This window comes from Segetibacter koreensis DSM 18137 (assembly GCF_000374045.1).
Lineage (GTDB): Bacteria > Bacteroidota > Bacteroidia > Chitinophagales > Chitinophagaceae > Segetibacter > Segetibacter koreensis.
Window position 1 is genome coordinate 56231 of the sequence record NZ_KB893359.1, and the last position, 19057, is coordinate 75287.

15 protein-coding genes are annotated in these 19057 nt (G+C 36.8%); 4 read left to right on the plus strand and 11 right to left on the minus strand.

Going from position 1 to position 19057, the window contains the following annotated elements:
* Nucleotides 1-32: 32 nt before the first annotated feature.
* Nucleotides 33-1298, minus strand: coding sequence for an NRAMP family divalent metal transporter (locus B154_RS0121605; protein WP_018616445.1), 1266 nt, complete (start codon nucleotides 1296-1298; stop codon nucleotides 33-35).
* 236 nt (nucleotides 1299-1534) lie between these two features.
* Here B154_RS0121605 and B154_RS0121610 point away from each other — a divergent pair, with 236 nt between their 5' ends.
* Nucleotides 1535-1735 (plus strand): hypothetical protein, encoded by a 201-nt coding sequence (locus B154_RS0121610; RefSeq protein ID WP_018616446.1) that lies wholly within the window; start codon nucleotides 1535-1537, stop codon nucleotides 1733-1735.
* 62 nt (nucleotides 1736-1797) lie between these two features.
* Here B154_RS0121610 and B154_RS0121615 read toward each other — a convergent pair whose 3' ends face one another.
* The 9 genes from B154_RS0121615 to B154_RS0121655 all read right to left on the minus strand — a co-directional run bounded on the left by B154_RS0121615 (nucleotide 1798) and on the right by B154_RS0121655 (nucleotide 13568).
* Complete coding sequence (locus B154_RS0121615; protein ID WP_018616447.1) at nucleotides 1798-2631, minus strand: alpha/beta fold hydrolase; 834 nt, start codon at nucleotides 2629-2631, stop codon at nucleotides 1798-1800.
* A 205-nt stretch (nucleotides 2632-2836) separates the two neighbouring features.
* Entirely contained in the window at nucleotides 2837-4735 is a 1899-nt protein-coding gene (locus B154_RS0121620; RefSeq protein ID WP_018616448.1) for a CocE/NonD family hydrolase, read from the minus strand.
* A gap of 236 nt (nucleotides 4736-4971) precedes the next feature.
* Nucleotides 4972-6003: a hypothetical protein gene (locus B154_RS0121625; RefSeq protein ID WP_018616449.1), complete on the minus strand. Its 1032-nt coding sequence runs from the start codon at nucleotides 6001-6003 to the stop codon at nucleotides 4972-4974.
* Nucleotides 6004-6047: 44 nt separating this feature from the next.
* Entirely contained in the window at nucleotides 6048-7067 is a 1020-nt protein-coding gene (locus B154_RS0121630) for a coiled-coil domain-containing protein (RefSeq protein WP_018616450.1), read from the minus strand.
* A 43-nt stretch (nucleotides 7068-7110) separates the two neighbouring features.
* On the minus strand, nucleotides 7111-7815 hold the full coding sequence (locus tag B154_RS0121635; RefSeq protein ID WP_018616451.1) for a hypothetical protein: 705 nt from the start codon (nucleotides 7813-7815) through the stop codon (nucleotides 7111-7113).
* A 434-nt stretch (nucleotides 7816-8249) separates the two neighbouring features.
* The gene (locus B154_RS0121640) at nucleotides 8250-8723 is read right to left on the minus strand and encodes a nucleoside deaminase (RefSeq protein WP_018616452.1); all 474 of its coding nucleotides are present in this window, start codon (nucleotides 8721-8723) and stop codon (nucleotides 8250-8252) included.
* A 304-nt stretch (nucleotides 8724-9027) separates the two neighbouring features.
* Nucleotides 9028-11598, minus strand: coding sequence for a DUF5686 and carboxypeptidase-like regulatory domain-containing protein (locus tag B154_RS0121645; protein WP_018616453.1), 2571 nt, complete (start codon nucleotides 11596-11598; stop codon nucleotides 9028-9030).
* Between the two features lie 172 nt (nucleotides 11599-11770).
* The gene (locus B154_RS0121650) at nucleotides 11771-12862 is read right to left on the minus strand and encodes an MBL fold metallo-hydrolase (RefSeq protein WP_018616454.1); all 1092 of its coding nucleotides are present in this window, start codon (nucleotides 12860-12862) and stop codon (nucleotides 11771-11773) included.
* 121 nt (nucleotides 12863-12983) lie between these two features.
* A complete protein-coding gene (locus tag B154_RS0121655; RefSeq protein WP_018616455.1) occupies nucleotides 12984-13568 on the minus strand; it encodes a TetR/AcrR family transcriptional regulator in 585 nt (194 codons plus the stop codon).
* Between the two features lie 159 nt (nucleotides 13569-13727).
* On the opposite strand from B154_RS0121655, the gene B154_RS30300 reads away from it, so the two are divergent.
* A complete protein-coding gene (locus B154_RS30300) occupies nucleotides 13728-13949 on the plus strand; it encodes a GIY-YIG nuclease family protein (protein ID WP_211217529.1) in 222 nt (73 codons plus the stop codon).
* 63 nt (nucleotides 13950-14012) lie between these two features.
* Here the strand turns inward: B154_RS30300 and B154_RS0121670 are convergent, their stop codons facing one another.
* On the minus strand, nucleotides 14013-14912 hold the full coding sequence (locus B154_RS0121670; protein WP_018616456.1) for a class I SAM-dependent methyltransferase: 900 nt from the start codon (nucleotides 14910-14912) through the stop codon (nucleotides 14013-14015).
* A 103-nt stretch (nucleotides 14913-15015) separates the two neighbouring features.
* Here B154_RS0121670 and B154_RS29440 point away from each other — a divergent pair, with 103 nt between their 5' ends.
* Both B154_RS29440 and B154_RS0121680 read left to right on the plus strand, forming a co-directional pair.
* Complete coding sequence (locus B154_RS29440) at nucleotides 15016-16395, plus strand: DUF58 domain-containing protein (RefSeq protein WP_018616457.1); 1380 nt, start codon at nucleotides 15016-15018, stop codon at nucleotides 16393-16395.
* A 43-nt stretch (nucleotides 16396-16438) separates the two neighbouring features.
* Complete coding sequence (locus tag B154_RS0121680) at nucleotides 16439-19057, plus strand: transglutaminase domain-containing protein (RefSeq protein ID WP_018616458.1); 2619 nt, start codon at nucleotides 16439-16441, stop codon at nucleotides 19055-19057.

Consider the following 19057-nt stretch of genomic DNA (forward strand, 5'->3'; position numbering starts at 1 on the left):
AAAACAGTATAAATTATTTAAAAGCACATTTTCTATTTAAACTGAAAGTATATTAAAGTGATTGCAGAGGCAATCATTAAAACCAGGGTTATGCCACCAAAAAGATTTGATATCAGGGAGTTTGTATGCTCTTTCATTATCTTTTTGTTATTACCAATGTGCAAAATAATAGCAACTAAAGGAGGCGCGGTCAACCCATACAAAATAGCCGTATAGTAAAGCGCTTTTATAGGACTGATGCCAATAAAATCTAAGGACAACCCAACGAGAAGAGAAATGATAATGGAAATATAAAAAGGCTTTGCCTCAGGAAACTTTTTATTAAGTCCTGCATCCCAACCAAATGTTTCTGCCAGCATATATGATTGCGAACCTGCAAGAACGGGTATTGCCAATAACCCAGTGCCTATTACTCCGATTGCAAATACAAGATATGTCATCTTTCCTGCAATTGGCTCAAGCGCTTTGGCTGCCTGGTCTATTGTTTCAATATGCCTTACACCCGCGGTATACAAAACAGTTCCGGCGGTAAGAATAATAAAAAACATAACGATATTAGAGAAAAGCATTCCAATATTTACGTCGAGTTTCATTTCATCAAGCACACGTTTATTTACTATTATTTTTCTGTGACTTTGCTCATTACTTTCTACCTCCATCGTTGCCTGCCAGAAAAAAAGATAAGGAGAAACAGTGGTACCAAGAATAGCAACCAATATGGATAAAAACGCTTTATCAAATCTTATCGTTGGTATAATGGTACTTTTTGCAATAACTGCCCAGTCTTGTTTTACCATAAAAGGAACAGCAATATATAACAGCAATGAAATACAAAGCCACTTCAAAATCATTGCTATTTTTTGATAAGGATACTTTATGATCACGTACAAGAGCAAAGCGGTAAACCCTACGCAAAAAACTGCTACTGGCACTTTAGGAAAAATCATATGCGCAACAGCTCCCATGCCTTGTATATCGGCCCCAATGTTGAGAGTAATTGCAGGAAATCCAAATAATAACATTGAATAAAGAACCGTTTTTGAATAATTTTTTTTTAATGTAACTGTTAGCCCCTGTGCAGTTACAAGACCAATTCTTGCACACATACCCTGTATGGCAGCCATTAACGGAAAAGTGATCAGTGAGGTCCAGAGAGTTGAATAACCAAATTGGGAACCCGCCTGCGAATAAGTTGCAATGCCTGAAGGATCGTCATCACTGGCACCGGTTATCAATCCCGGACCTAAAATTTTAATAACTCTTTTAATTTTAGCTAAAACCTTTGTTGAATTATTCATCTATTATTACCAATGTAAATGAAACATGTAATGCAATATAAAGACATTTAGAATCTTACAATGAATATAATAAAAGAGAACTTTCTAAAGTATTTGAACATGTTTCAATAGACAGAAAGAGATTTTTACCATGTCTTTAAAAAAGAAATAGTGTTGTTAAATTATAATTGAAAAACAAAGCAAAATGAATTGGTATACTTATTGAATTACTCCTTTAACAAAAAAGCAAAAAAATTATGAAAAAAGCCGTAATGACGATCATGTTATTTGCAGGTATAGCTATCGGAGCTTCTGCACAGGAAGGAACTTTACAAAAAGAAAAGGTGAAAAAAACTTCTACGATTCCACAAAAAGTACATAATACTTTTAGCAAGCACAAAAAATACAGTGGTGTGAAAGTTAAACGCAAAGTGGACAAACCGTCATCATCGCACTAAAATTAATTTATACTAAAAAGCCCGCTGATTTATCAACGGGCTTTTTTATGCACACTCACACTTTAGGCTCCAATAAATTCAAGCAGATCTTTATTCAGCCTTTCTTTTTCTGTATACCACAGACCGTGTGGCGCTCCTTCATATTCAATAAGTTTAGCATTAGCGATCAGACGCGCAGACTGCCGGGCTGTTGGATCAATGGGTACAGTTTTATCGCTATCTCCGTGTATGATAAGTGTAGGCACATGTATAGCGGCAGCATCCTTTCTAAAGTCAGTTTTTGAAAAAGCATGAATGCAGTCGATAGTTGCTTTGGGCGACCCGGATGTGCATATTCTCCATGACCAATGCAAAAATTCACTACTTACGGGGTGCTTTATAAAATTGACACCATAAAAAACTTTACCGAAAGTGTCAAGAAAGCTCGGCCGGTCTTCCTTTAACTTTTGTATAAATTCTTCAAACATTTCCCCCGGAACCCCATCTGGATTATCATCAGTTTTTAGCATATACGGCACTACAGCGCTTACCAATACAACCTTAGATACTCTTGCACCTCCAAACAAACCAAAATAACGTGCGATTTCTCCACCACCCATCGAAAATCCAACTAATGTTACATCATGCAGATCCAGTTCATCAAGCAATGCTTTTAGATCGCCCGCCATCGTATTATAATCGTACCCTTGCCAGGGCTGATCAGATTTGCCAAAACCGCGGCGGTCATAGGTTATGCATCTGAGGCCCTTGTTGGCCAGTTCCATAACCTGGTATTCCCACATCTGGTGATCGAGCGGCCAGCCGTGAATAAAAACTACGGGCTTTCCGGATCCCCAGTCTTCATAATATATTTCTATAGGTGTTGCAGAATTCTGAGCAGATTTTACATAAGGCATAAACAAAAATTTATTTGTTGAATAATTGATTTATTCTTTTGAAAAGTTCCTGCCAACATTTGTAATCTATTGTCTCAAACTGTACAACTTTAATTGAACCTTTGTTGCGACGCTCCGTTTGTCTGCAACACTCTCTGCAGCTTTTTTCAAAGGCTTTTGTCAATTAAATATCCAGTTATAAAATTAAAAATACTGTGTTCGATGTTTATTTCAAAATGGGTAAAATAATTTTGCTTGCTTCGTTTTGATTATGATAAATACTGATATTAGATTTTTTAAAATCAGTATCCTTTGCATGATAGATATCTACAAACTGCTGAGGATTTCTGTCAACCAATGGAAACCAGGTGCTTTGAATTTGGACCATAATTCGATGACCTTTCTTAAATGCGTGTGCAATATCTCCTAACTTATATTTCACCCTTTCCGTCTTTCCGGGTGTAAAAGGCGATGGCTTTTCATAACTGTTTCTGTATCGTCCTCTCATAATCTCTCCGTGTACTAACATCTGGTATCCGCCCATAGGATACTTGACAACAGCATTAGTATCAGCATAAATATCAACTGCGTTATAAGATAAATAATCAGGAAAAACATCTATTATTTTCACAACAAAGTCTGCATCAGTAGTTGTAATGCTGGTCATAAGGTCTGCAACAACATTACCCGTTACAGTAACATCTTCAGTTAAAGTATCTGTTTGAAAAACCAAGACATCAGGCCTTCTTGCTGCAAAACGCTGGTCGTCTGTCATATAGTTCCTCGTCCTGTTAAAATGTACATCTTCCGTATACGGAACCGGTTTTGAAGGGTCACTTGTATATTCACTAAAACCTTTATTGCCTGTTGGTTTACTCCAGTCAAGTTTGCCGTCATTTTGCAAATACAGTTCTTTCTCCGTTTTTTCCGCCGGCGGCCATTGAGAAAAAGTTTTCCATTCATTTGCTCCACTTATAAAAATGTTTGCCTCAGCAATCTTCGAAACATCATTTTTTTCCTTAAGAAAATGATCAAAGAAAGGAATTTCAATATTCTGCTGGTACCATTGGGCCGTATTGCTGCCGAACTCTACATTACCAAGGTGCGTACCATCATTACTTGTCCATTGCCCGTGATACCAGGGACCCATCACTAATTTATTAAATTCTTTGCCCGGGTTATTTTGTTCCGCCGCTTTATAGGCGTTCCATGCGCCCCAGTTGTCTTCTGCATCAAATAAACCTCCTACCCATAACATTGCAGGTTTCAGACTCTTTGTAGCATTACGGGCATCACGTGCTCTCCACCAGCTATCGTAGTCGGGATGACTCATAATATCTTTCCAAAAAGGAACACTATCACCTAACAGTTTGGTAAGATGAGGCAGAGAACCGGCTTCAAGGTAAAATTTATAATTATCATGAACAGAATACCCGACGGATCTTGCAGGCAGAGAAGTTGGCCGCGGATGAGGCTGGCCAAAACCAGAGCCTAGTGCCGAATAAAAATCGAAAGCATCCATTTGAAAAAAGGCTCCGTTATGATGAAAATCATCGCCGATAAACCAGTTGGTAACAGGTGCCTGTGGACTGACTGCTTTCAATGCCGGATGGTTGCTGGCAGCAGCCATGGTAGAATAAAAGCCGGGATACGAAATCCCAAATACGCCTACATTGCCATTGTTATTGTCAAGATTTTTTATGAGCCAGTCTATCGTATCATAAGTATCGCTTGATTCATCTATATCATTTTTCGTTTTTTTGTTTGGGTTGTATGGCCTTACATTCATAAATACACCTTCACTCATCCATCTTCCACGTACATCCTGTTTCACCAAAATGTACTCGCCTTTTGCGTAATTTTTTTTATAACTATCCCAGTACTCTCCGGCGTATTCTTTTTCTCCATAAGGTTTGCAAGAGTAAGGTGTTCTTGTCAGCAAGACAGGATGTTTTTCTTTTGTATCTTTTGGGGCATAAATGGAAGTAAAAAGTTTTATACCATCACGCATTGGAATATATACTTCCTTTTTCTCGTAATTCTGTACAAACCAAACCGAGTCTTCCTTTTGAGCAAGTAAGAGAAAGGGAAAACAAATAAGAAAAAGAGTAAAAGTGCGCTTCATAAGGTTTTATTTTTTTTTGTAGATATTCTCAAAAGGGTTAAAAATTATTGACACTTTTTTATTAAAAAAGCTTTATCTGTGAATTGTTCATTGCCAAACATTCCTCCTGCTTTAGAATCATTATTTTTTTAAAAAGTTGCTATGAAAGCACAGAGGAACTTCAAAAATAAAGGAGCTGCATTAATTGCAACTCCTAAAAAACGTATTATACATATTTCATTCAAATATAAAAGCAGTTACCGTAAGCTCAGTAAAAAACCTATTGTAAAGTTAGCGTCCCAGTCAAAAACGAAAGTATCACACTTTGTTGCGTCAACGATTCCCTTGTATATATTTAGTCCTGATGCCATTTTTTTATCCGCTGCTTTATACGTATTTGGAGGATTTAACACTGTATATCTTTCATCACCGTTTCGGGTTTGTTTCGCTAATGTAAATGGAACGCCACCAAGTATAAAACCAACGTTGCGTTTTCCCTCAGGTATTTTAGCTGCCTCGGCTTTTACTTCATTATAAACTGCATCATCAGATGTACCCTTTTCATAATATTTTGCTCCGGGCAATTCGATTGCTTTCAGACTCGTACCTTCCTGCCAGGAAACTTTTGTATTACCAGAACCAATGTCTACCAAAAATGAATTATCCTGGAAGGATGGTGGTACAGTTGCTTTAAGCGCAAATTTTCCTTCCTGTTCAGGCGTTACTAAGTTTACAACATAACCCATTTTTTTTAATTCATTAGATATGATGGCTGTCTTCGGTTCCTTTTGTGCACCAGAAGAAATAACAAAATGCATATCATTTTTCGAAACACCTTTTTCAAACATCTGTGCAAGATATTTTTTAAGGCCTGCCCGAATATCTTCAGTGGTAGCAAGTCCTTCGTACGCCAATGACTCACCAAAATCTTTTGAAACTATTTCCCATCTTTTTTGATTATCCATATTAATTACAAAAGAATTAAATCCGGTTGCCCCAACTTCTACTACGCCTTTGAGTTTGCCATTTACGGGCTTTTCGGCTGTATAATCAAAAGTTCTGTTTTCTGTCTTTGCAGTGGTATTATTAGACTTTGTCTGCTCATTACCCGAAGTGGAGCCGGCATCGCCTGATTTGGCCCTGCCTTCACTGTCCGCAGCAGGTGCAGTTGTTGTTGTAACCGAAGAATCCTGGTTTGTATTTTGAGGCAGATAACGTTTAAAAAGAAAAAAGGCTAATATGCCTAATATCAGAAAAATAGCAATCTTTCCACCTGGCTTTAGTTTCATTTTGTTTTGTTTATTATTAATAGTTAATAGTTGGGAACTGTTTATTATTTTTTATTGAAAATGTCAAGATATTTATTGCGGCTGTCCATATTAGAAGTGTTTTCAATGTTAGCTGCCGAAGATTGAATTGAATCAGAATAATTGAAGGTTCTATCAACATCTAACCGGGTTGCGGTTTGTGCCGCAATCGAAACTTTGGCAGCATCTTTCAAATCCTGCGCATTCATTGCCTGTGAAGTAATCTGAATGGCAGATCTTATGCCGCCAATTTTGTTAGCAACATCCTGCCTTATCTTTTGTATGGCTGTATCGGCATCGGTATTTAAATCTGTATTTCCTGTAAATGCTTTCATCGCTTTTGCCATCGTTGCTGAGGCAGTTGTAACCGCATCATATTTTGCCTTTTGTATTTTAATCGTATTTTTTGAATTTAAAAGGGCCACACCTGATTTACGGTAAGCTTTATCTGCAAATACTACCAGGTTTTTTACATCATTTGCCACCGGCTTTACAGAGTCTATGAAATCTTTTGAATTATTAAAATTGGTTGAAGAAGTTTCGAGCGCAAGCTGCGTGTCAAAATCGTCGGGATTTTTCTGAAGCCGCGACTGGCATAGTCTCACTTCCTCCTGCGCCTGCCTGAGGTTTTTTTCATTTTCTTCCAACTGTAGTTGCAGAGATGACTCCTGCGCTTTCAGTTTTTCTCCATGAATCCGTAACTGTTCTCTATCTTTTTCTGCTTCCTCTACCTGCAGGTTTAAAATGTTCCAGGGGTTCATTTCTATCGCCCAACCCAACGTACCCTGTGCAATAGCTTCTGAAAAGTACCTGATTCCTCTCCAGAATTTTGGGTTCGTTAAAATCATTAATAACACAATTGCCACTGCAATACCTATTATCAATTGCACAGTTCCCCAAACCACTGATAAGAGAAAAGGAAGCACGTACATATAGAATAGCAGAGCAAGACCTCCAAGTATAATAACCGTCATTATTGTTCCCCAGGTTTTTTTCGGGTCACCTTTAGGAAGCTCGAAATTCGATGGTATTAGTTCGTTTGCCATTAGTTTTGTTTTTTTAAAATAATTTGTAATGCCTGATTTTTCATTAAAAGTATTGGTCGATCTTTTGCAATTCTAATTGAATTTCTTCCTTTTTTTCCTCGCCGGCATTAATAAATGCATTTTTATTGGTATCAAGCTTCTCCTTGTTTTGTACAATTTGCTGCGACAATTGCTTCATCTCCTGGTTCAAAGCAGATATTTTGTCATTTAACAGTTGTAATTCCTCAGCCTTCTTTTGCAAAAGCTGTTCCTTCAGTTCCACATCCGCCGTGTATTGCTGCTTATACGCATCGGCAAAACCTTTGAGGTCCTGGTCAATTAGTTTAATATATTCCTGCCCTGTTGTTACAAGCCGCTCTTTTGTAAACCCGGTTCTTCTCAGTACGTTAAAAGCTGTTTTGTATCTTGTGCCTTCATCGGCTATGGCTTCAACGTCTACTTTGCTGTCTATAAATTCTTTAAAATCCGTTCCTTTGAAAATAGGGTTATTGTTATTGGCTTCTTCAAGGAGGTTTTCAAAATACCTGTGATAATCGTTTAAAGCGCCGGATTTTTTAGTGGCTGTTGTTTGCGAAGTCTTAAAAGATGCTGTATCAACTGCGTTATCAGCAGACACTACATTATCATTTGTGACCTTTTCTTTTCCCAAATTCTTTTGCTGTAGTTCACTTTCTTTTAAAGTATCCTCATTTTCTTCCTCCTGGTTAAACTCAACAAAGGGTTTTAGAATATTTTTGAGTAGGCTCATATTTTTTCTCTAAAATTAAATAATAATAACTATTAAAAACAATAAAGTCAAATATGTTCTACCCGTTTCGTATGGTTTGTTTTACAGCGTTAAAACATTAGTTATTAAGTATAAATAATGAAGAGATTTTAGATACTTAAACGCCAGTACCAGGAGAAAAGATAATAGCGCGAAGCCTTTTGAGACTTATATACTTCGACTCAGTTTCCGCGTTTCAACAAGTTGGCGATAATAGAGAAATAAAAGCAGGTTGCTTCTGTTGTGGTCTTACGTGAATAAACAAATCTGGTTGCTTTAACAGGCGAAGGTTAAGAAATGAAACTTTTCAGAAGTGCTGATTGGTAAGTAAGAACTCTCATAAAATGAAGCCGCGAAAAAGTGCAAGAAATTCTTAAGATTTACTCCTAGTAATCAAAATCCTACAACAGCTATTCCTAATAAATTGTCCTGTCTTCTTTACTTTTCCAATCTTTAAACACTTCCAAAGCTTTTTGGCGACCTATTGCAACAATGGGAATTTTGCGTGCGCTATGATCGCAAATCATTTCATTATAAATCATTGCGTCATCAAAGCCAATAGCAGCTGCGTCGTAGCGGGTATTGGCAAAATATATCTTTTTTATACGGGTCCAATAAATGGCAGCAAGGCACATGGGACAAGGCTCGCAGGATGTATAGATTTCACAATCGGCCAGCTGATAAGTCTGCAGATTTTGACATGCATCTCTTATAGCGACTACTTCTGCATGAGCTGTAGGGTCGTTAGACGCTGTAACCTTATTATTTCCCCGACCGACAATCACATCTCCCTTTACTATTACGCACCCAAAAGGTCCGCCCTCGTTTTGTGTTATTCCCTTCTCCGATAGCTTTATTGCTTCGCTCATAAAAAACTCTTCCCTGCTCATGAACCTTTATATTGTATAATAAATATAATTAAATAGGTACAGTGATTCTAAAGAATTTGTTCTTCTTTTCAGGTTTTTATAAGGTAAAAAACTAGTTATAAAAGGAGACAACACTTTAGCAAAATAGAATTACCGGCTGAAAATATTCCATTAAATGCTCAAATAAGTTGAATTGGAAAAAAAGGAAGAAGAATAGTATTAAAGCTTTGAAGATGTAATTTACATAACTCTTTCTAGTTCTTTTTCCTGCAGGTTTCTTTTGAAATAATCTCTGGAAACCAGCAGGTGTAGAAGTTTTATAGAACTAAAAATCGAATTTGAACCTTGTTCTTATACCCCATTGTGAAATATTAGGATGATTGGTGTAAGTGAGCCTTTTTACAAGGTCAACCCTGGCTATTTTGAATATATTAGCAATTGCAGCGCTTACTTCGACATACGGAGTATTTCCTAAACTGTAGGTAGCAGGCAACCCTGTTTTTGCATCAACAGGAAATTTAAATAAATCGTTATTATTATTGTTATTAACAGCAGGATTGTTTTCATCTCTCACGCCTCCCCACAAAACTTTAGCTGAAATTACTTCGCGCAACTTAAGCTGTTTAAGTAAAGGAATTTTATTAAAGAAGAAACCGTTGAAATAATGATCAACATTTATCCCGGCATACCTGTCGCTAACAAACTCCATAAAGTTCATAAGGTTATAGGAGTTAACCTGGTATGAATAGGTTTGGTTAGCCCTGTGAATAGTTAACAAAGGAAACGGAACTTTTCCAAAAATATAACCACCTTCTGCTGTCATATCGGTATAACCAAGCTGTGAAAGATAAAATCTCTTTTGGATATTAAGATTAATATTATGGTAATTATATTGTCCTTTCATCAAACCTTTGATACCGGCAATGTATTTCAAATCAAAAATGGGGTATTTATTTATAATTGGAATACGATATACTTTACCCTGGTAAAACTGTTCGTGTGGAGCCCATCTTAGTTCAGCAGATAATTCTGTTGTAGTTACATCCGGTATATTTGTTGGTTCAGCGATTTTCTGTTTTGTATATACAATAGAACCTGCGGGCGTTTGCTTCCAGTTTTTGAAACCTATCGTAGTGGAAAAGTTTTTAGCAAATTCTCTCACGTATTCTGCTTTGTAAATATTATTGTACAACCATTTGTCATTCGTGCCTCTTTTGAACGAAAGTAAAAAGTTATCTTCCTGCACAAACTGTAACTCCTGTCCAGGTATTTTCGTATCCTGCTGGTAGCTTAATTTCAAATAATTAAGCGGGTAAGAGTAAATAGATTTATGGTTAAATGAATAAGCTCCGGAAAGAAAGTACTTCCATTTTTCGTCTTTAAATCCATACGCAACATAATTTTCAAAATAGATACTTTTACTAAATTTTGGTGTACTTCTCCCACCAAGTCTTAATCTAAAACCTTCTACCGGGTTGAAGCTGTAGAATGCGCTTACGGGCCCCACCTCATAAGGACCAGCAGATTTATAGCCTGCCAAAAGAAATGTTGCTACATCCATAAATCTCTTATAAGAGCGCATGTTTTGAAGGCTGTCGATGTTGCTATATACCTTTGATTCTGTTTCTGTCAATTGAGGAGAACGGTGCTGAACCCAGAAAGAGTCTGCGGCATTAGCTGAATTATTTACCTGTACCACCGCATCTCCCTTATAAATACTGTCATTAACAGGCTGATTTATAGCAAAGTTTTTGTATGACACTGTCCGTTCGCCCATAACACCTCCGCTTGCGGCCCTTGTCAAAGCAAATTCTGCCATTGTATTGCTCATAACAACATGAAAACGTCCGTCAGGTCCTTTTTCAAAATCCTGGCTGATAGCAAGTTGACGAACAAAATTAAGATTCGCGTGTTTGCTTATGCTCATGTTTATCTTCTGCACCGAATAATTGCCGTCGAGTGTGACAAAGATGGTTCCCTTAAAAAGCAAATCGTTTAGGTTTTTTGGAGAAAAGGTGAGCCGTATCAACTTTACGCCTTCTTTCTCCACCGTATCTCTTATATAAAAGCGGTAAAATGTAGGAGCCATGTCAGAAATTGGACTTAAAAACTGGTTGGTGAGCAGCGAAATGTTATTTTGATAAATATCAACATTTTCGTACAGCCGGTTCAGGTAATTGCTGATACCTTTGTTATCAACATAATCTCCAAAATTAACTCTCTTATTTCCCAAGACATATGTCTTGGTCTTTTCAGGATTTTTTCTAAAATATTTTTGAGAAGAAGTTTCTTCAAGAAAAACAGGTAACAATGCTTTTCCTTCCAATTTTGTCGTGTCCTGGTTTTCCAAAATAAACCGGTAATTTTTGAACAACTTATTGTTCATCAGTTTTTCAGGCTTATTGGTCAGAGACAATTCCATTTTCTCATACTGCTCATACTGAACAAAATCGTAAGAAGTAAGTTTATTTTTGTCTTTATTATTTATAACCCTTCTTATCAACTCTACAGCAGGATTGTTTTTGTTAGAATATTTACCTCTTTTCTTTGATTTTACGGTGACACTATTTCCATCGGCTACTTCAAGTGCCACTTCAATTGTTTGTTCGGTATTGGGTACAATTGTTTTTGAGATAGTTTTATATCCTACATAAGAAAAGTTTACAATGTTTGATTTGTTACTATAATCAATTAAGCGGTAACTGCCATCTGTAGTGCTGGTAACACCTTTACCTCCTTTAAAATAAATGCTGACTGATTGCAGCGGCTGTTGGGTAGCTGCATCTCTTACAATACCTTTTATAGTAGTTTGAGAAAAAGAAGTAATAAATGATAAAACGAAAAGAAATGATATTATTAGTCTTTTCAATTTTTTTGAGTAATTATTATTTTCCATAAATTTTTTATTAAATCCACCTAAATAGTATAAATAGCGCTTTTCTAATGGTGGCAATCGTTGCAAGTATAAAAACGAAACAATCCAAAAAAGGATAAAGAATGTCTGAAAGGCTTTTTATATAATATCCTTATTCGTTACGTCACATATAAACGGTAAAGCAAAGTCTTTGTTATCCTACTTTTTCCCACCAGCTAGTAAAGGTTCCAGTTGCTTTCAAGTCTACTTCTTCACCAATCATCGGGTTAATCAAAGGCATATTTCTCTTTTCACTTTCCCGGATAACTCTTTTAATAGAGTCATCCCAATCATGCAGGGCAAGCGAAAATTTTGACCAATGGACAGGTATCAGCACTTTCGCTTTTAAATCAAGGGCGGCCTGCACCGCTTCTTCAGGCATCATGTGAATGTATTTCCAGTATTCATTATACTGTCCACACTCTAAAATAGCCAGGTCAAAAGGACCAAAAGTTTCACCAATGTTTTTAAAATGGGTATCATAACCGCTATCGCCACCCAGGAAGACTTTCATTGTAGGAGTTGTAAGGACGAAAGACATCCACAACGCACCATTTCTCTTAAATCCTCTTCCTGAAAAATGCCTTGCTGAAGTTGTATTTACGATAAATCCCTGATCCAGGATTACTTCTTCATTCCAGTCTTTTTCTATAATGATATTTTCATCAAGGCCCCAGCGTTCCAGGTGCGCTCCTACTCCTAAACCAGTAATAACCTTCTTAACTTTTGGTTTAAGTTTTATAATTGTTTCATAGTCAAGATGATCCCAATGATCGTGCGTGATAAACAAATAATCTATTACAGGAATATCGTCTGTCGTGTACACGTCGCTGCCTTTAAAGCTTTTGGTAGTAAATTTTACGGGCGACGCATTTCCGCTAAAAACGGGATCAACTAATATTTTTTTGCCATCTATTTGTAAGAAATAGGAAGAATGGCCAAACCATACCATTACATTTTTATCGGGCGACAGTGAAAGCAAATCTGTTTTTACAGAAGGTAAAATGCCAGCAGGAATGCTTCTTTTACTTTTACTGAAAAAGAAATCCTTCATAACAGTATAATAGCTCACACCTTCTTTTAAATCAGGAGTATAGTTAAGATTTTGAAATTTACCATTCCGGAAATTTGGGGAGATCCTAATCCTTTCCAAACGCTCACCTACGGGCGCTTTTCCAAATTGTTGCCCCTGCATAAACAGTAGCACACCAACGATCAATACAAATATTACAATTACAATTAGCATCCGTAGTTTTTAAAACAATTGTTACTAAACCTCAATCCTTTATACTTATCTCTGCTTTTATTTTTGCTATTTCCCGTGGCTTGTGATTGACTAATCACTCTATCGTTTGTTGCAAAAAAAATTATGGTGCTATCATATCCCACAACATTCCAAACGCATCATTGATCACTTTTTTCTGCTGGCTCTCAGAAAAATCTTCGCTGGTGAGGTACTGATAGACGCCAAAAACGTGACTGCTAACAATAGTTAGCAAAAACTCAATTGGCAAGGGCTTCAAAAGCTCTGCTTTAATACCTTCTTCAATTAGTCGGATATGGCAAGTGGACTGCTGGTGAATTGTTTCAGGTGATATTTTAGCAAAATGTGGCGAGAAGTGAAACTGGTGAATGTAATAAAACTTCTCCCTGTTATCCAGTGCCCAGTAAAGGGAATTGATAAACATGATTTTTACCTTTGTTTCAAGTGACTCATTGCAACTGACCTTAGAGGTTATGTAGCTGTTTAACTCATTTTTAATATCATTATACAAAACAATAACTAAGTCTTCTTTCGTTTTGTAATAATGAAAAAGCGTTCCGTTAGCAACCCCTGCTTCGGCTGCTATTTTACTCGTTGGTGTTCCATGAAAACCATATTCCACAAATAGTTTGAGTGCCGCATCCCATATCTCTTTCCGCTTATCCTGTATTTTAGATTGACTAATCACTCCACAAAGGTAAATGCTATTTTTTTCCTGCCAAATCTTTTTTTAAATTGTTTAAAAAAATTAAATGGCAAGCTTTTCATCTAATATTTATTAGCCATTAAAAACCTCTTTAAATTTTACAAAAAATACTTATTTCGTAAAAGGCAAAGACATTATTAAATGAAAGTCATTTATAAGATTACATATCCAAACAATAAAATTTATATAGGCAAAGATTTGACGAATACGCTACATTATTTTGGGAGTGTTGAAAGCAGGAATGTTGAGCAAGACTTTACGAATGAGGAAAGAGAAGATTTTACAATAAGAAAAGAAATCATTTGGAAGTCAGAAACCGCTACTGCTAAAGAAATACACCAAAAAGGAAATGGAATTTATTAATTTATATAAATCAAATGACCCTGCAATTGGCTATAATCGATTTCCTAAATTTAAACCCTAACGCTACTTTTTCCTGATAACATAAATAACAGAACTGCATCTTTTAGCATTAAAAAGAGCTTTAATGTTTGAAATTAAACCCACCCAGGCGGCCTGTATAAACCTGTCTTTGCCATGCCTGTATTTCTCGCTGAGCATACTTACATAAAAACTATCAAACCACATCGTTTTAACAGCTTCCACTGCAAAACCTTTTTCCTTTAGCAATATCTCCATGCTTTTTGGTGAAAAATGGTAGAGGTGCCTTGGTACATCATAAGCTGCCCAATATTGCTTATAATACCCGGCATCGTAACTGGTATAATTCGGAACGGCAATTATCAATCTTCCGACTGGTTTTAATATTTTAAAGAACTTTTCCAAATATCCGTGCAGATCATGCACGTGCTCTAATACATGCCAAAGAGTGATAGCATCAAAAGTTTCGTTATGCATACTTGCAAGGCTGCTTAACTCTTCCAGATGCAGTTTATAATTGTTCACTGCATTAATTCTTGCTGTCTCATCCGGTTCCAACCCGGTTACATTCCAACCCGCCTGTTGCATAGTAAAGGCAAATGCACCTGTGCCTGCACCAACATCTAACAAGACCCCATGCTTCAGTCCTGTTACTTCCTTTAAAAGGTTTAGCTTCGATGTAAGGGTAAAAGTTCTTACCTGGTGGTAGAGACGATTTACTAATCCTTTTTTTGTATCACTGTGTGAAATATAGTCTGCCGATTGGTAATATATGCCTACAGAAGCTTCGTCAGGAGCATTTTGGGTAAACCGAAAGGTACAGCTATTGCACTGCCAGATTTCAAAATTTTCGTTTGAAACCGTATAATCTTTACAGTCAAATACTTTGCTTATAGCAGCACTGCCACAACATAAACAATGGTCATAATTAATTTTAGAAGCCATGATAGGGCCACAAAGAAAGTGAAAAGCCGGTTAAAAATGCTCTACTACCCATATCCTTTTTTTTATCATTCTATCTTTAATTATCTTAACCGCTGAAATGACTATGAATTTTTCGAGAACTACTAATAAATTAAAGCACGCAGCATTTTACATTCCCTTTACAATTTATTTTGTGGTTTTTGCTATTGCGGCATTTATCGGCTTCAAGATGCTTGGTAATAATGAAATAAATGCAGATTCTTCATTTACCGATATTTTTCAATTATTGCTTAAAGTAGCTTTAGCGTTTACCATTGCTATCATTTCTGTTGCCTTTATTCCCGTTCTTATTTCGTTTTTATATTTTATGTATAAAAAGAGAAAAACTGGAATTCGTTTCGGCATTTCTACTGACGTGAAAGAAAGTCGACTGAACGAAAAACAAACTGTAAGACTTGCGATCAGCCCTGTTTTAAAACCGTTCTTTGGATTTATAAGACTTCGCTTACTGTACGATCAAAAACATTATTCAAAGAAGTTTTCACTTTTAGAAAATAGCAAAAGAAAGTTTTTCAGTACGAGTATTGAAGGGACTTATCACTGGACATTGCCGCAAATAAAGGAATATCACGTCGAAAAAGCTGTTTTATATTTCGAAGATGTTTTCCAGTTTTTTTCGATAGCTGTAAATCTGCCTGCAAGCAGTCATTTCTTTACACAACCGACTACAAAAGGCATTAAAGATTTAAATGTATTGCCAAGAAAAACTGAAGAAACAAATACGCGTATAGAGCAGTTAAGAAAAGTCGAAGGAGAATATCTTAACTATAAAAACTTTGAAAACAACGATGACGTGCGACGTATTGTCTGGAAGATCTATGCTAAAAACAAGGAACTTGTTGTTAGAATTCCTGAAATAATGGATCCTTACGCTTCTCATGTTTATCTCTACGCCTCTTTTTTCAGCCATTTCGATATAGAAGGAAACGGTGCAGTGGAAGTTCCTTTTTTAAATTATTTTAAAGTAATTACCTGGTCTGTTTACCAAAATTTGGTAAAACGCGGATTTGAGGTAAGATATGTTCCTGACCAGGAAGTAGCGAAAAACAATACAGCAGATGAACAACAATCTGTTAAATACAGTATCAGCACCAGTAAGTGGCACAACGTTAAAGATTTAAAGACTTACGTAAAGACAAATGATGCTTCTATCGTATTAATTTCCTCTTTAAGTGATGCCGACGAAGTGCAGGATTTAATGGAGAATGCGGGAGGTGACATTACTTTTATCTTTATAAAATTAACCGATAGTTTTAAAAATCAGAACGTGATCGATTGGGTTCAGTGGCTGTTTATTGAAAATCAGAAAGATGATGTTGATGTATATAAAAGAGGGTGGGCTCTATCTCCGTTGCGGGTAAGAATAAAGGAAAATGAAAGAAAGCTTGCAGAAATATTACAAAAATACCAGGGCGCGGAAACAGCAATAATTGGTACCAAATAGAGATTGTAAAGTTTGAGGCTTGGCTATTAAAAAGATTATAAAAATGCAAATCGGAAGAATACATAGCTGGAAAAAGGTTACCGCTCAATTGCTATTATTAGCGATTCCGACGGTAGCGTTGGTTTTATACCTCTTGTACAATGCAAACGAGTATTTCGCGTTACTGCAAAATAACTCATCAGAGCAGGTAATATATTTTGCAACGGGAATCGTAATATCGCTTGCTTTTTATGCATACCGGTTTAGGTTTATAACAACTGCCTTATTATTATTTGGCGCCTATTTTATTGCTTACAAATTTCTAGGAAAATTAACCATTGGCGAGTTTGATGCTTTCTTTATTTCTGTCAAATTTCTAATTTTTGCCCTGCTGTTTTCCGCAGGCTGGCTTGCCGGATATGGATTCTCACGATCGAGGTATTTCACCATTTTCTGGTCTGTTTTTCTACTTGTCTTGCAAATAATTGTGGTGAGTAAAACTGCAGATATAACGGCCAGGGCTTTAATATCAGCATTTGCACCGGTATTAGTGTATGCTTTTTACATCATTTATACTGCTGAGCTTATCAGGAATATGAATGAAGACGAGACTAAATTTGGTTGGTTTATCACCAAACGTCTTGTTGGTTTTATCAGCTTAGCTCTTATTGTTTTATTTGGGCTGTTGCTGATTTTTCAAAAAGAATTTAATAGTATAGAACAGGATTGGGGGGGCGGACAAGGAGGAAAAAATAACGGCGGCAAAGAGAGCATGACCAAACAAAATAAAGATGGCAGCCTCAGCAATAAGGACCAGATGAAAATGACAGGGTCTTTAAGTAAAGATAAACGATTGGTCTTTGTTGCCAAACTCGATAATTTTTTTCCCGATGGCAAAACTCCAAACCCGCTTTATTTTACATCAACCTATTACACAAAATTTGATACGCTGACCCAAACATTTGAGGAAGACAAGAAGCTTCCATACAATGATCTTTTCAGTCCCGATCCATCAAAAATACCTTTGTATTTTGCCAAAACCGATACGGCTGTTATCAGGAATACTATGGCAACTTTAAACCGGAAGGTTGTCTCAACAGACGTGTATAGAGTTATTCTTTCACCAAAGGAATACATTGCTCCTTCTACCGCTTTTTTTTGCCAGCCGCTACCTGTTGAGAATGAATACAAATCACAATTTAAAAGCGCATACAGGGCTAAGATGTGGGTAAGTGATCTGAACAGCGCTTATTTCATTTACAATCCTGCGGGCAATAAGCAGCTGGAGGCCTTTCAGAAACAGCGTTTTGATCGGCTACGTGAGGCAAGTTCGTATGCCGGTCTCGATAAGAAGTTTATGGATTACTACACTTTTATGCCTCGCAACCCTGAGTATAATCGCATAAGTGAACTTGCCCAACAAATAACTAAAAATGCAAAAACTCCTGCGGATAAAATGATTGCGATAAGGAATTATTTTACGCAGAAAGATGAATTTGGCCAACCTCTTTTCAGGTACAGTGATAACCCGGGCATTCCAGGGTTACCGAGTGCAAGCAAATTAAATTACTTTTTGTTCGAAAACCGCAAGGGATACTGTGCGTACTTTGCCGGCGCTACTCTTTTTCTGCTTCGTTCGTTAGGCATTCCAAGTCGTATTGCTGCTGGTTTTTTAACCGTAGACAGAAGCAGCAAAAACCCAGGATGGTATTGGTTTTATGCAGACCAGGCGCATGCGTGGGTGCAGCTTTATTTTCCAGGTTACGGCTGGATAGATTTTGACACAACCGTACCCGACCAGAATACACAACAGTCACCCCAACCTGATGGTACACCCCCGATGAATACTCAGCAGGCATTGTTAGTGGCAGATGGACAAGCAGTAAGTATTGACACTGCCGCAAAAAGAGTGACAATGAAAGTGAAAAAAATGCTTTTTCACGATGAGAATATTCCTGCACCTGAGGCTAAAGATCTTTTTATGGATGTATCTATGGCCTCAGTTACCCGAGACACAGGTGAAGGGAAACTAAGCGATATAAAAACAGGAACCAATATTGTAGTAGTCTCATACGCCGAAGCCATGAAAAATGTAATGGCTAACGAAACTGATAATCTTGCATCATTGATAGTAAAGCTTCCAAAGCCGGCGCCTATTGATGAAATTAAGATAATGGAAACAGAAGAACAGAAAAAAGAGCGACAAAAAATACAGGCAAAAGTATCGCAACCTTTTGATTGGGTAAAAGCACTGTGGATTGGTTTAGCCATTATCGGCGGTTTTATACTCTTATTATTCTTGCTGCCATGGTTGATCTGGCAATATCTAAATAGTAAAGCAAAAAGCAACACTGCTGCAAGACTAAAGGCATACAATATTTATACAGCCAGTATGTACTATTTGAATCAAATGGGAATAGCAAGAGAGAACCAAAGCCCTCAGCAGTTTGCAGAAGAGACAGACAAAAGATTTGGATCAAGCTTTAATCGTTTTACAAATGTTTACCAAAAGATTAAATACAGCAGTGTTCCATTGACCTCGAATGAAGAAATGCTGGTTCAAAATTTTTATAGTCCATTTATTGAAAAAGTAAAAAATAACATTCCAATAAAGAAAAGAATAAGCGGCTTTGCCAATATCTACAATACCGTTCATTTCTTTACTAAATCTAAAATAAGCTAA